Source organism: Yoonia sediminilitoris (assembly GCF_003058085.1).
GTDB lineage: Bacteria > Pseudomonadota > Alphaproteobacteria > Rhodobacterales > Rhodobacteraceae > Yoonia > Yoonia sediminilitoris.
In genome coordinates, this window is the sequence record NZ_QBUD01000002.1 from 68,507 (window position 1) to 82,151 (window position 13,645).

The window sequence follows — 13,645 nt, forward strand, 5'->3', positions numbered from 1 at the left end:
GGCCCCCAGCTTATTCTGCAAAGATCACTCTGTCTACTTCTGCAAGCGACGTCACCCCCTGACGCGCCAGATCGAGTGCCTGTTTGCGCAATCTGATCATACCTGCCTGTTCGGCAGCGGCGGCCAGTTCACCCATTGGCGCACGACGGATCATCCTTTCGGCCACATCAGGCGTCAGCGTCAGGCTTTCGATCACCGCCGTGCGGCCCGCATATCCGGTGTCGCGGCAGTGGCCACAGCCCTGCCCAACTTTCCAGACCGTGTCACGCTCGGCTTGCGGGTCAAGCCCCGACGCGCGCAAGGTATCATCGGACAAAACGACGGGTTTGCTGCATTCACTGCAATTGCGCCGCAGCAAGCGCTGCGCCAGCACCGCATTCAAAGACGTGACAAAATCATGCAGATCAATCCCCCAATGGGTAAACCGGCTGATCACCTCGATCGTGTTGTTGGCGTGGACCGACGCCAGCACAAGATGCCCCGTCAGTGATGCCTGCACCGCGATCTCCGCCGTTTCCAGGTCGCGAATTTCGCCGATCATGATCCGGTCAGGGTCATGGCGCAGGATCGACCGAAGACCGGCCGCAAAATTCAGCCCCTTCTTTTCATTGACGGCAATTTGCACGATGCGGTCGAGCTCGTATTCCACCGGGTCTTCGATCGTGATGATCTTTTCGGACCCTTCGGCCATTTCACTGAGTGCTGCATAAAGCGTTGTGGTCTTGCCTGATCCGGTGGGCCCGGTGATCAATACCAGCCCGTGCGGTTCGCGCACCGCGCGCCGCAACCAGTTTACATCTGCGCCATTCAGGCCAAGGTCCTCAAGCCGCAGGCTGCTGCCAAACCTGGCCACCGCAGATTTGTCCAGCACCCTGATCACCACGTCCTCGCCAAACTGGGTGGGCAGAACAGAGACCCGGAAATCCACATCACGGCCTTCAATCCGCAGCCGGAACCGCCCATCCTGCGGCTTGCGTTTTTCAGCGATATCAAGCTCCGCCATCACCTTGATCCGACTGACCAATTCCGCGTGATGTTTGACATCCAGACTTTCAGTGGCGGGATAAAGCACCCCATCGATGCGATATTTGACGTCAACACGGTCGGCAAACACTTCGATATGAATATCCGACACCTGTTTTTGCAGGCCGGCAATCAGGATCGAGTTGGTCAGCAAAACAACGCCCGACTGGTCCTGAATCGTATCAAGATCAATCACCTGTTCATGGCCCGCACGGTCCTCGCGCACGATCTGGGGCGCAAAATCCGACCGGACGGAATCCAGCATTTGCCCGGAACTCTCGGCCCGGCGCAGGGCATCGCCAATCTGCTTGGCCGAACTGACGACAAGCCGCACCGGGACCTTCGCCGCGCGCACAAGGCGCTTTTCAGCCTCAAGATCAAGCGGGTTCGACACCGCGACCTGCAACGCATGCCCGTCAAACCGGATCGGCATAACCCTGAGCCGGGATGCGGCTTCAACCGGCAGATGGGTGAACAGCTCAGGGTCAATCATGACCGTATCCAGATCAACGAAATCCAGTCCCAGACGCATGGCCAGTGCGGGCAGGTCGCGGTTAGGATCAAGCGACAAATCAGTCATTGCACCACCGTCGAAATGCCGAAAATCGGCAGATACACAGCCACAATGACACCGCCCAGCACAATACCGACCAGCAGCATCATCGCCGGTTCGATCAGGGCAATGACGCGGCCCAACCGATCATCCAGTGCCTCTTGGTGCAATGCGGCGACCTCTGCAAACATACGGTCAAGATCACCGGCCTGTTCGCCCGCTGCAAGCAAAGATTGCGACAGGGCGGGATAAAGCCCGGTTTGTGCAAGGCTGTCGCGCAACGACTGGCCTTGGTTGATCGCCTCGCCAACCTGCGCAAGCCGGGTCTGCTGGTCGGCGTTGGACAGGCTGTCGGCTGTCATGCGCAACGCCTCGCGCAGGGTCATGCCCGCGCTCAACAACATTGCCATCATAAAGCTGACCTGGACCAGTCCCAGATTGCGTCGCACCTGCCCGCTGACCGGCAGCGCCAGCCGCAGCCGGTCGAACACCATGCGCCGTGACGGCACCCGCAACCAAAACCGGCCCAAAAGGATCACACCCACCACACCCAGCACCAGCGCCGGGATGACCACGGGGGCCACTTCGACAGCCGTCATCAGGATTTGGGTGGGCAGCGGCAGGTCGGCGCCAAATTCAAGATATAAATCAGAGAACCGGGGCAGCACGAACAGCATCAACACTGCCAGCACGACTGCCAGCAAAACTAGAAGAAAAATCGGATAAATCATCGCCTGTCGGATCTTGCGCTGCAACTGATGCCGGATCGCAAGGAAGGACAAAAGCCGCTCCAACGCACCATCCAGATTGCCGCTTGCGGTTCCGGCGCGCACCGTGGCCTGCGTCAGCCGGTCAAAAACAAGCGGATGTTCAGCCATCGCCGCGTCCAAGGCGGCCCCGCGTTCGACGCGCGTGCGCACGGACGCAACAGCGGCGGCCAGAACCGGATCATCCTTGCGGTCCTCAAGGTGGGACAAGGCGCGCGCCACCGGCATGCCTGCCGAAATCAAGGCGCGCAGCTCTCGGATAAAGGTCATCAGCGCACCAAGTTTGACGGTGCCACCGCGCCCGATCGACCATGATAATCTACTACCGACAGGTTTCGCGTCGACCAGCAACAGCCCCTCGCCCGACAATTGCGAGGATAGTGCGGCCACCGATCCGGCTGCATCTTCGCCGGTCACCTTTTCGCCCGTCAAGCGTCTGGCCGAATAGCGGTAAAGTGGCATTTCTGCGCGTTTCCCCCTGTCTTGGCGCGCCAATCGCACGCCTTTGCCAGTGGTTGAATTTTGGTATAAGTCGCATGCAATTGCAACTTTGAATTGGGGTCCCGACCGCGTGGAGACGGACAGACACATGCGCTTCACGCTGGCTCTGATCTTGCTTGCCGCCATTGCTCCGGTTGCGGCTTTTGGCTGGCCTGCCGCACAGCCGTTTTCAATCCTCTTGCTGCTGTTATTGGCAGCCCTGACCGTCATTGACCTGCGTCAAATGCGTCTGCCGGACCCGCTGACGCTGGCGCTGGCAGTGTCGGGTTTACTGGCCACATGGATGCTTTGGCCGTCCCTTCTGTGGCAACATCTTGTTGCCGCGGCGGTCACGGCAGTCGGGCTTTGGGGGCTATCGACGCTTTGGTGGCGGCTACGCGGCGCCGAGGCACTGGGGCTTGGCGATGTCAAACTCGGAGCGGCTGCAGCCTTGTGGCTGGGTCCAGCGGTGAGCATGGCCATCACGCTTGCCGCCGCACTTGGCCTGCTTGTGGCTCTTACCGGCTGGACGTTGGGGCGTTTCAACCTGCGACAACCCTTGCCCTTTGGCCCGTTTCTTTGCTTCGGTCTCTGGACCGTGTGGTGTTGGTTCGCCGGATAAAATAGGACCATCAACGGCCCTTGCAGCGGGCTTCAGCGGTATTGCCAGTTTGATTTTTCGGGGCCGTGATTTTTGCGCACTGGTGCCTCAAGCGGCGATCCCGGCTGTCGGTTCCTTCCAGATATCGAAAGTGCGCGCGCGGGTTTCGCCGAAATCGAGAGTTCTGTCTGTAAAAATTTATAATCTCAGAGTCAGGCACCCCGATTTACCTGTCATGAAATTTATTCATGTATCATCGTCTATGTGTATTTCCGGACGGCATTTCCCTCGTGGGCAAGGCGCTCAATATTGATACGCTGCCAGAGCGGCCGCCGCCGAATTGAACGATTTGAATGTCTGCATGGGGCCAACTGCCAAGCGTTTTAGGGAATAGGGCGCAACAGGTCCGCCTCATCCCCGAAACGGGCGATGTAGGCGCTGGTAAGCCCCAGACATTCCGTCGAACTGCACTGCGCACGGTGCGGACACTGGTGGAATTCGTTGCGGTCAAACTCTGTCCAGAAGGCCGGATCAATCACCAGCATCGGTTGGGCATTGACCAACGCATCACGGTATTCGCCCAGCAGACATTCGGGGAAATTCTTGACCTCAACCGCGCGGCCCGCCGCACGGCAGTCCGCAATCGCCTGCCGCAGAAAGGGCAGGATATCCTGATGTCGCGCCGACAGGTTCTTTTCATCAGTCTCGGCCATCGGGAAATAGGTCCAGAATTCCATTTGAACCAGCCGTTTCAGATGCTTGAGCGCATCAACCATACCCGGCAACAGGGTATAGCTTTCTGATGTCACAACCGAATTGGTGATGATTTTTACGTGATCATAGCGGTCCAGATGCGCCATGCCCTCCATCATCTTATCCCACGCGCCGTTCACTTGTGTAATGCGGTCATGGCTTTCCCGATCCGACCCCGCGACCGAGACAAAGAATTCATCGACCCCTGCATCCACCAGCTTGTCCGCGTAATCCTTGCGGCCCAGATGCATCCCATGGGTCTGGATGCGGATATGTTTGAACCCTGCGGCACGTGCCTGCCGCGCGATCTGATCCAGATCGCGGCGCAAGGTGATTTCTGACCCGGTCAGCACCAGCCCGTCCCAGCGCCCGTTTTCGCGCTGATCCTGACAAACCCGCGCAAAGGTTTCATCCGACGTCGGCGCAAGTCGGTCCATCGTGCCTTCGATCATGCAATGCACGCACTTGAGATTGCATCGAAATTCCATCGTCAGCGACACGTATTTTTCATGCCCGCGCAGGCTGAGGCTGTCAATCTGGTCAAGCTGTTCAACCGGCGTGGTCAACCCGCCCCGCGTGCCCGGTTGCCCCACTGCCCGCAGCGCCGCTTCAACATCAAAATCAGAGGAGGCCATAGAAACTGCCCTTTGTGGGGTGAATTGTACCGTCTGCGTCGCTCTCGAAATCCCAACCCGCATCATAGAGATGATGGTCAAGCGCGTCATGGTTTTCTGCCAGAAAATCCTGCAAACCTTCAGGAAATTTGAGCTTTCGCAGGAAATGCCCGAGCTGCGCCGCCCTGATCCGCGAAAAATACAGCCCGTCACGGCGTTGTTTATTCGCCACCACGATGGTTTCGACACCCGCCATTTCGGGCCAGAGCAGATCGTTCGGACTAACTTTCGCAATCGGCAGATGCACGCTTTCGGTCAACTTGTCACGGATCGCTTGCCCTTCGCGCAGCGCGTTGAAAAAGAAATAAAAATTGCGCATCTCGAGGCCCGCTTCGGATAGCCCATAGCAGATACCGGATGACACCGTGGACCCCGGATTACCCATGTAGATGTCAATTTGATCCAAGGGCGCGCCTTGCAGATTTGCAGGCGTAATTTCGATAGAAAACATGAAGTAGGGCAGGCTATCATCAGGTTGCAGCGCACATGGCAGATATGGGGCGATCGCCCCCAGCAGGTCATTCATGCCCAAACGCCTATCCGCGCGGGCATAATCATAGAAGTAGAATTCCCAGCTTGGTCCAGCGTCAGACCATTTCGCGCCCCAGACCGTGGCAAAGCGCCCCCATTTGTCGCGGATCGCATCGGTCAGCACACCCATTTGCGGGCCAAGTCCGGCCACATCAAAACTTTTGTAAAGCAAGGCAGCACTGCGCAACGCATCGTCTGCGGGCGGCACGGGCGGCTCATACGGCCAAAGACAGAAATCAAGCGCCGGGTCGGCAGGCCTGCTGAACTGCGCACGCGCCTTTGCGTCCCAGTCCATCATATCGGCCGCGCCCCGTAATAGATGGTGGCGAATCCCTCACCCAGCTGATCGGAACCAATAGCCAGATGGCCGAATTGCAGTGCGCCATGCGTTGTCATGAAGTCGGCCGCATCCACATCGAAATGCGCAAAAACAGGGGCTAAAAGCCCCGAAACATCCGCCAGTGACACAGCCGCGTCCGCCACGGAAATATCAATCGACTCGCGGTCGGTGCCTTCCTCGGTCACATGCAGCACGACGGCCTGACCATCCGGGTCATGCTTTTGCGCCAGCGAGAGCGTCTGCATGGCAACACCACCAACCGCAGAGATTTCGCCAAGCCGCAACTTCACCCACTGTTCCGCCTCTGCCTGCGGCATCAGTTTGTACGTATTCAGGCGGGCTGCATCCGCTTTCATCTTGAGCGCCAGAAACACGACCCCGGCTGCGGGCGCAGCATCAGGCGCGAATTCAAGATAACATTTTGCAATTGGCCCATCCGACCCGAAATGTACGGAGCGGGCGGCCTTTATATGCGGGGCCAGTTTTTCAATCTGGCTGATGCCAAGAGCCGCGCAAGTATCTGTCAGGGTCGTCAGAGGGCCGGGATAAAGCGCGCGCTTGTCCATGCTGACCAATCCGCGATCATCGTGCAACTGACCCGGCGACAGTTTGGCTGACCGCTCAAACATGCGCGGCGCATCCAATTGGCCGGTCACCTTCAGCAGTGCCGCAACGCCCATGTCAGCCATCGCCTGGAAAAGACAGGATACAGCGGTGACCCGCTGGCAAAAGGCTGCCGGGATTGGGCAGTTCAAGTTCGACCCCAAAGGTGCCGGAGGCGGCATCAAATACCTGATCAAAGGTGATGACCTGTGCCTCGTAGTTATCCGTAAAGGGTGCGGCAGGGGCAATCATGGCTCGCTGCCCATTGCTGATAGCCGGATAGAGTTCGACCGGAAGGAACGCTTCGATCAAGAGAGGGTCAAGCTGGACAATCGATACGATAGAGCCATTGGCCGCCACATATTCACCGCCCGACAGATCGCGCGACAGGATTATGCCGTCGATGGGGCTTTTGATGGTGCGCTGGTCAAGCTGCTGGAGCGCGCGGGCCAATTCCTGATTGGCGATTTCGCGTTCCAACTCGGCCTGCGCCAGCAGGGCGTTGGCCGCAACCAGCTCTGCCTCGGCTTCCTGCAACTGCTCGGCGGATGCCACATTGCGGTCAACCAGCGTGGCAATGCGTTCGCGTTGCACGGCAATCAGATCGCGGCGGGCCGTTTGGGCAAGGATCGCCTCGTCACTGTCAGCGCGGGTGCGCAGCAGTTTGACGGTTGCTTCTTCCACGCTGCTTTCAAGCCGGGCAATCGGCTGGCCTTTGGTCACACGCTCGCCACGGCGCACCAGCACGTCTTCCAGAATACCTGTCACGGGCGCACCCAGTGCGATCACATCAACGGGGTCCATGACGCAGTCAAAGGTTTCACCTGAAAGGGTCTGTGCCGCGAGCGGTGTCGCGCCCAGAAATGCAAGGCAGGCAAGAAGGGTCAGGCGCATGATCTCTCCATCAGGTTGGTCAGGTGTAGTTTATTCAAGCTGGCCCGAGAACGCCATGGTATCGCCCAGCGCACGGTCCTGCCGCATCAGGTCGCGGCGCATCTGGGCGTGTGCGGCTTCGGTCCGGCGCTGGCGGGCGCGGATGAACCGACCCGTCGCGCGCGACCCCAGAAACGACACCCCATAGGCAACACGGCGCAGGCGTGCGGCATCAGGGCCAGTCATCAGGTCATCTTCAAGGCTCAGCCACGCCTCGAACCGCCCCGGTTCACCTTGCCTGCCGCAGCGCCCCTCAAGCTGGCGATCAACGCGGCGACTGTCGTGTCGTTCACTCAGGATCACGGCAAGCCCGCCCATTTTGGCGACACCTTCGCCCAGTTTGATATCAGTGCCCCGCCCTGCCATGTTGGTGGCGACCATGATCTGCCCCGGTTGACCGGCCTGTGCCACAATCGCCGCCTCATCCGCATCCTGATCTGCCGACAGCACCTGATGCTCCAGCCCCGCCGCCGTCAGCCGCTTGCTCGCCTCTTGCGAAGCCGTGATAGAGCGGGTTCCGATCAAAACCGGCTGTCCTTTCTTGTTGAGCGCCTTCACCCGCTTGGTGATTGCCTTCCATTTGGCATCGGCGGTACGAAACACGCGATCGGTATCGGTCTTGCGGATATAGCGCTTGTTTGTCGGGATTTTGACAACGGCAAGGCGGTAGACGGACCAAAGCTCCCACGCGGCATCCTGCGCGGTGCCCGTCATGCCGCCAATTTGGGTGTAGCGCCGGAAAAACCGCTGATAGGTCATGCGCGACAGGGTTTCGTTGGTCTGGGACATCTCTAGCCCCTCTTTCAATTCAACCATCTGGTGCAGCCCGTCTGACCAAGTCCGGTCCGGCATGGTGCGGCCTGTGTTTTCGTCCACGATCTGCACCTTGTCGTCCTTCACGATGTAAGCATCGCCAAGGTTAAAGATATGCAGCGCGTTCAAAGCCTGCAAAACGGAATGGTCGCGAATGACCGGAATACCAAATGAATCCTCGCAGTCTTCGGTCAGGTCCTCAAGATAGTCAAAACCTGCATCAAGGATTTCGACCCGCTTGATCCCGCGTGGAATCTTGTAATGCACACCACTGGTCATGCTTTTCGCCGCATCCATGGCGGCATGATAGACATATTCGGGGATGCTCCCCTCCAGCGCGCCAGCGCCGGAAATAATCAGCGGGGTCCGCGCCTCGTCGATCAGCACACTGTCGGCCTCGTCAATGATCGCAAATGGCAGACCTTGCAGGCGCAATTCTTCGGTCGGGCCACCGCCCGGCACAAGCTTGTCGACCTTGCGTTGCAGATTACCCGGTGCGCGGCGCAGGATCGCCCGGTCGCGCAGATAATCAAAGGCGATTTCCTTGTTTGTGGCATAGACGATTTCCTGCAAATAGGCCGCCTGCCTGGTCGGGCCGTCCTGCCCCTCAAGCACCACAGCCCGCGTCAGCCCAAGAAAATCGTAGATCGGCGCGGTTTCTTCGGCGTCGCGTTCGGCCAGATAGTCATTGACGGTCATCACATGGACCTGCCGACCGGACAGCGCAATCGCTGCCACGGCAAGTGTCGCGCATAGTGTCTTGCCCTCACCGGTGCGCATTTCGGCAATCTGGCCTTTCATCATCGCCCAAGCGCCCAGCACCTGCACGTTGTAGTGCCGCTTGCCTAACGTCCGGACCGACACTTCGCGGATCAGCGCAAACGCCTCGCCCGCAGCCCAGACGGGAAGATGGTTGCCCCGCCGCTTTCGCCGCAACTTGATGCGCAGGGGGCGCACTGCCGCCTTGAGTTCCACGTCAGTCATCTTGGCGTAGCGCCGTTTGTAACGCCAGATCGCCCAAAGGATCGGGCGCAGTTTCAGTGCCCGCCAGCGCGCGCCCTGCGACACGAACGCGCCCTGCACCCACGCCCACGCGCGGTCAAGTTCGGTTTCCGTCCGCTCTGGTGCTTCGGCATAGTTAACGATGCGCGGCAGGCGGATGCGGCGGTTGGGGTAGCCCACATCAGACACGGAATTGCCTCAGGAACAGTTGCCGCGCACCCCGGTAAATGCGGTAGCCGATCGGTTCAAACCCGTGGTCAAACTTGACCAAAGCCCGCGCCCCGACGTGGCTGATCTGCATCGGCTCAACGGTGGCCACTTCGAACTGGAACACGCTTTGCAGGGTGGACAGGTCGGTGATCCCTGCGGGGTTCAGAACGATATCCCCCCCGGCCTCTGTCGACAGGGCGCGCGACGGGATCGTGTTTTGCGATTGCGGCACTTCGGCGATCAGGCGGGCGGGGACCGGCACGCCGATAGCATCTTGAAACATCACTTCGACCCCGGCGGTGCGGCTGCGCACAATTTCGGCTTGCGCCTGCGGGATGGCCACCCGCAGGCGCATATCGTCACTGCCAATGACATAACCCACTACCTCACCCTGTCGCACAAGCCGTCCATCCAGATCACCAGCATCAGGGACAATCACCTGACCGGGAGTGCGGGCCGTCACGGCCAGATCGGCGCGACGTTTTTGCAAGCCTTCCAACTGGTCTTCAAGCAAGGCCACACGGTCACGCAGCAATTGCGCCTGCACCTGATCGGTCAACAGAACCGAGCGCAACCGCAATTGCGCCTCGCGCAGACGGCTTTCCAGAATCTCGACACGGTTTTCAAGGATCGGATCAGCCAGCGCCACAACCGGTTGCCCGATATCTACATCAGGTGCGACCTGCGCCACGAACCCGTCCGTACCAGCGCGCAAGGTCGCATCCTGATCAAGCCAGACCACGCCATGCGCCACGGTCGTATAGGGGGCCGGCATAGTGAACAGGAAAGAAAACACCCCCACAAGCACCAACCCGACCAACCCCAGCGCGCGGCCACGCCGTTGGCGCAATTCGGGACTGCTGAACAGGTATCTGATCCCCTTCAGGGTCGGCTGCACAAAGGTATTGAAAAGCGCCCAGCAGGCCAGCAAAATCCCGATGAAAAAGAATTTCGAGGCCACGAACAGCGCAATCGCAAAGCTGATGAACAGCCGATAGATAAAGGCCGCAATGGAATAGGTGAACAGCCACAACCGTTCGCCTTTGGCGGTCACAGGGCTGTCGGCATCCTTGACCCCGAAAAGATACCGCCGGATCAGATAGAACACATATTTGTTGGACCGCTGACCCAGATTGGGAATCTCGATCAGGTCGGAAAAGACGAAGTAGCCATCAAAGCGCAGCAGCGGGTTGCCGTTGAAAAGCAGGGTCGAAATCCCGCCGATCAGCATCACGTTGAACGCAAAGGCACGCAAAAGCCCCGGTTCTGCATTCAGCCAGAAGATCAGCGCAGCAGAGGCAAGTGCCAGTTCCACCATGATCCCCGCGCCACCCACAACGGCGCGCCGCCATTTATTGTCAAAGGCCGCAGAGGCGGATGCGTCTACGTAGGGCACGGGGATGAACACGAGGAACATCAGCCCGATTTCATGGACTTCCCCGCCCCAGACCTTGGTGGCGTAACCGTGCCCCAATTCGTGTAGGGCCTTCACAATCGGATAGGCCAGCGCGATCAGCACAAGATTTTCAGCCGCCAAGACCTGATCGGTGAAGCCATTGGTCAACACGTCCCAGTTCAGGCCCAAAAGAACCAGACCGGCGCCAATCAGGCCCAGCCACAGAACAAACCCGAACGGCGTGAACAGCCAGCGCACCAAGGACACTGTGGCCCCAAGAAAACGGTCAGGATCAAGCAGAGGCAGGCGCAGGGCCATTGGATTTTTGATCCGGGCGATCATCGATTGCCGTTCCTGCTTGGAATGGCGCCTGCCGATTTCTTCCATGTCGGGGGGCAGGTCACTGGCAATCAGGTCAGAGCTGTGAAGCTGGCTCATCAGCCTGATCGTTTCGGACTGGGTCGGCGGGTCATCATCGAACCGCAAACAAGCCGCCTCCCAAATCTCGTGCATGGTCCGGCGGCCGTTCATCAGCGCAAGGATATAGTTCGCCGCCGGTGTGATCCGGTGGTATTTGCCGCTGTGCAGATCCTGCAAAATGAACCAGATATCGCCGCGAAACAGTTGCCGGTGCACCTCTACATGGCCGCGCAGGCGCGGTTTGAGCGGGGCCACCCGATACCAGTCCGCAGAGAGCAGCGCGCGCGCCATCAGATCGGCGACCAACGCCAAAGCGTGATCTTGAACCAGTCCACGAGCGGTTTGGTCCAGATCGCAACAAGGCGACGTTCATCAATTTCAATCCGGGCCGCCCCCTGCATGCCGGGGCGCAATGCGGCGGCTTCGCCAAGGAAAACGGCCTCGACCTCGAAGGTTGTCGCACCCTCGGCATAGGTGGCCACGGGCGTGATTTTTTCGATGCGGATCGGAAAGGTTTCGTTGGGCAGGGCCGTGACACGGAGCGCGCCGGTCTGGCCCGGTGCGACGTCAGCGATCGTCCGTTCATCGACTTGCAGCGTGACGCGGTAGGCATCAACGGGCGCAAGGGTCAAAAGCGGTTGACCACGGGTGACGGACGACCCGATGGTCTGGCTCAGATCGCCCGACACGATCAGCCCGTCAAAGGGCGCTTCCAGCCGCGTCCGTTCAATCTGTTCGTCGATCAACGCGATTTCGGCGTTCGCCTGATCAATCATGGTCTGGCGGATGTTGATCTCGGCCCGGTCGCGGGTGGCGACAGCGCGGTCATATTCGATCTGCTGGCGCTGGCGCTGGGTGACAAGGCGCAGACGCTCAAGCTCCAGATCACGATCATCCAGCCTGACCAGCAGGTCGCCTTTGGCCACGACATCGCCCGCGCGCACGGGCGCATCCGCGATAAAGCCGTCGAAACCGGGCACGATGGACCGTTCAACCGTGCCGATGACCCGCGCCTCTGCGCTGACTTCAAAGGTGGATTGGGCGAACCAGAAAAACACGACAAGCCCGATGACACCGGCCATGAACAGCTTGCGGATCAGATGCGCGGGGCCCAGCAGACGCTTGAGCTGGACCGCGAGGCTTTCCAGCGCCTTGGTGATCAGCCAACGGTCATTGCGCCGCTTTTCATCCAGAATAGGGGCCAGAACGGTGCCGACCGCTTCGAGAATTTCCAGTTGTTTGAGGTCAAACGGCTTGTCGGCAGGGCGTTCAAAGGTCAGCGCGCCGATGAACCTGTCGATAGCGTAAAGCGGCACGGTGAAGACATGCCCGGCGCCGTGTTCACGCGCAAGGACAGAGGCCGCCTGCGTCGCGAACGTGTCTTCCACCCCGTCGTCAGGCCACAGGACAGCAGCGCGCTGGTCGGTCGCTTCGTCCATGGTCGCTGACAGGCGCGCGACCAGTTCCATGCGTTTGGAGAATTGGGCCGAATGGGAAATCGCCTTGACCTTGGTGCGCCGCCAGCGACGCAGGCCCAGTGCAACACGGTCACAATCAAATCGCGTGGCAAGGTCCGTCACCGCGGCACTGGTCGCGGTGGAAAAATCCCCGCGTTCGGCCACGGCAATCACGGTATTAAGCGCCTCGACCGCGGCGGCATAGCGGGTTTCCTCGCGGGTGCTTTCCTCGGCACGCAGGCGGTCACGCAACCACGCGGACCCCCACTGCAGCTTGCGCATCGCACGGCGCATGGCGGCTTGGCTGTCGGGCTGCATTTCAACCACGACAACGCCAACCGGGATGTCTTTCACGATCAAGGGGGCAGCGGCAACTATCATGCCACTCGCGCGGGACTGGCCCGGCATTTCACCGCGTGCAACAGGGCGCAGCTGGTCAACGGCGGACATGCAGGCATCAACCGCGGCGGCCGCTGCAACACGGTTGATTGGGCTGCCGCCAATGGGCTTCAGTTGACGCGATGGGGCGTCATAGACAAAGGCAAAGACAGCGGCGGCGTGAATGTCGCCTGCCTCGTCAAACTGGGCATGCATCAGCTCGGCCCAGCTTTGGCCTTCTTCCGCCAGATCGCCTGAATCGGTCAGGGTCCGCCAAAGGGCGGCCTGCCCGGCGGGAACAGCGGCAACTTTGGCGTCTGTCTGGGTCGTTTGGTCTGCTGGATGAGGGTCGCTATGCTCTCGTCCTTCAGCTGTCATTTCTGGTCGTCCGTTTTGAGCACGCCATGGCGGGCTTCATATTCGCGCAGGACATTCGTCAGGATCGTATTGAGCCGCTTGGCCGCAAAAGGTGTCAGGATCATCCGGTTGGTCAGATCAACCTTGAGCCCTGCATCCGCTGCCGGGTTCCACGACCGGTTGGTACCAAAAAACAGTTCGACCTGTTCGCGTGTGCCCTGAATATTCACCACATTGGCAAATGCGGTCTGCATATTCGCATCATCCCAGGTGATGGATGCTTTCTGCTCGCCCTCAAGGGCGGGGTTCAGCCCGCCCAGTTCGTTTTTGTCGTCGGCCATGTGCCAAACCTAC

General features: G+C 59.7%; 11 protein-coding genes. 1 reads left to right on the plus strand and 10 read right to left on the minus strand.

Annotation, left to right across the window (positions count from 1 at the left end; all coding sequences use genetic code 11):
• Positions 1–10: 10 nt before the first annotated feature.
• Complete coding sequence (locus C8N45_RS05425; protein WP_108385237.1) at positions 11–1,603, minus strand: GspE/PulE family protein; 1,593 nt, start codon at positions 1,601–1,603, stop codon at positions 11–13.
• Positions 1,600–2,805: a type II secretion system F family protein gene (locus C8N45_RS05430; RefSeq protein ID WP_168769408.1), complete on the minus strand. Its 1,206-nt coding sequence runs from the start codon at positions 2,803–2,805 to the stop codon at positions 1,600–1,602. Before C8N45_RS05430 ends, C8N45_RS05425 begins: the two co-directional genes overlap by 4 nt.
• Before the next feature lie 127 nt (positions 2,806–2,932).
• Between C8N45_RS05430 and C8N45_RS05435 the strand changes: the two genes are divergently transcribed.
• On the plus strand, positions 2,933–3,445 hold the full coding sequence (locus C8N45_RS05435) for a prepilin peptidase (protein WP_108385733.1): 513 nt from the start codon (positions 2,933–2,935) through the stop codon (positions 3,443–3,445).
• A gap of 362 nt (positions 3,446–3,807) precedes the next feature.
• On the opposite strand, the gene C8N45_RS05440 is transcribed toward C8N45_RS05435, so the two are convergent.
• Genes C8N45_RS05440 through C8N45_RS05475 form a run of 8 tightly spaced genes read right to left on the minus strand, consistent with a single transcriptional unit; the run spans position 3,808 to position 13,632 of the window.
• Positions 3,808–4,812: a radical SAM protein gene (locus C8N45_RS05440; protein WP_108385239.1), complete on the minus strand. Its 1,005-nt coding sequence runs from the start codon at positions 4,810–4,812 to the stop codon at positions 3,808–3,810.
• Positions 4,799–5,680, minus strand: a complete 882-nt coding sequence (locus tag C8N45_RS05445) for a hypothetical protein (protein ID WP_114427812.1) — start codon at positions 5,678–5,680, stop codon at positions 4,799–4,801. Before C8N45_RS05445 ends, C8N45_RS05440 begins: the two co-directional genes overlap by 14 nt.
• Positions 5,677–6,411 (minus strand): hypothetical protein, encoded by a 735-nt coding sequence (locus C8N45_RS05450; RefSeq protein WP_108385241.1) that lies wholly within the window; start codon positions 6,409–6,411, stop codon positions 5,677–5,679. Before C8N45_RS05450 ends, C8N45_RS05445 begins: the two co-directional genes overlap by 4 nt.
• Positions 6,404–7,219, minus strand: coding sequence for an efflux RND transporter periplasmic adaptor subunit (locus tag C8N45_RS05455; protein WP_108385242.1), 816 nt, complete (start codon positions 7,217–7,219; stop codon positions 6,404–6,406). Before C8N45_RS05455 ends, C8N45_RS05450 begins: the two co-directional genes overlap by 8 nt.
• Before the next feature lie 30 nt (positions 7,220–7,249).
• Positions 7,250–9,262: a preprotein translocase subunit SecA gene (locus C8N45_RS05460; protein WP_108385243.1), complete on the minus strand. Its 2,013-nt coding sequence runs from the start codon at positions 9,260–9,262 to the stop codon at positions 7,250–7,252.
• The gene (locus C8N45_RS05465) at positions 9,255–11,411 is read right to left on the minus strand and encodes a PqqD family peptide modification chaperone (RefSeq protein ID WP_245882563.1); all 2,157 of its coding nucleotides are present in this window, start codon (positions 11,409–11,411) and stop codon (positions 9,255–9,257) included. The genes C8N45_RS05460 and C8N45_RS05465 overlap by 8 nt, the downstream gene beginning before the upstream one ends.
• Positions 11,390–13,312, minus strand: a complete 1,923-nt coding sequence (locus C8N45_RS05470) for a GAF domain-containing protein (protein ID WP_108385244.1) — start codon at positions 13,310–13,312, stop codon at positions 11,390–11,392. The genes C8N45_RS05465 and C8N45_RS05470 overlap by 22 nt, the downstream gene beginning before the upstream one ends.
• The gene (locus tag C8N45_RS05475) at positions 13,309–13,632 is read right to left on the minus strand and encodes a DUF3467 domain-containing protein (RefSeq protein WP_108385245.1); all 324 of its coding nucleotides are present in this window, start codon (positions 13,630–13,632) and stop codon (positions 13,309–13,311) included. Before C8N45_RS05475 ends, C8N45_RS05470 begins: the two co-directional genes overlap by 4 nt.
• Positions 13,633–13,645 lie beyond the last annotated feature (13 nt).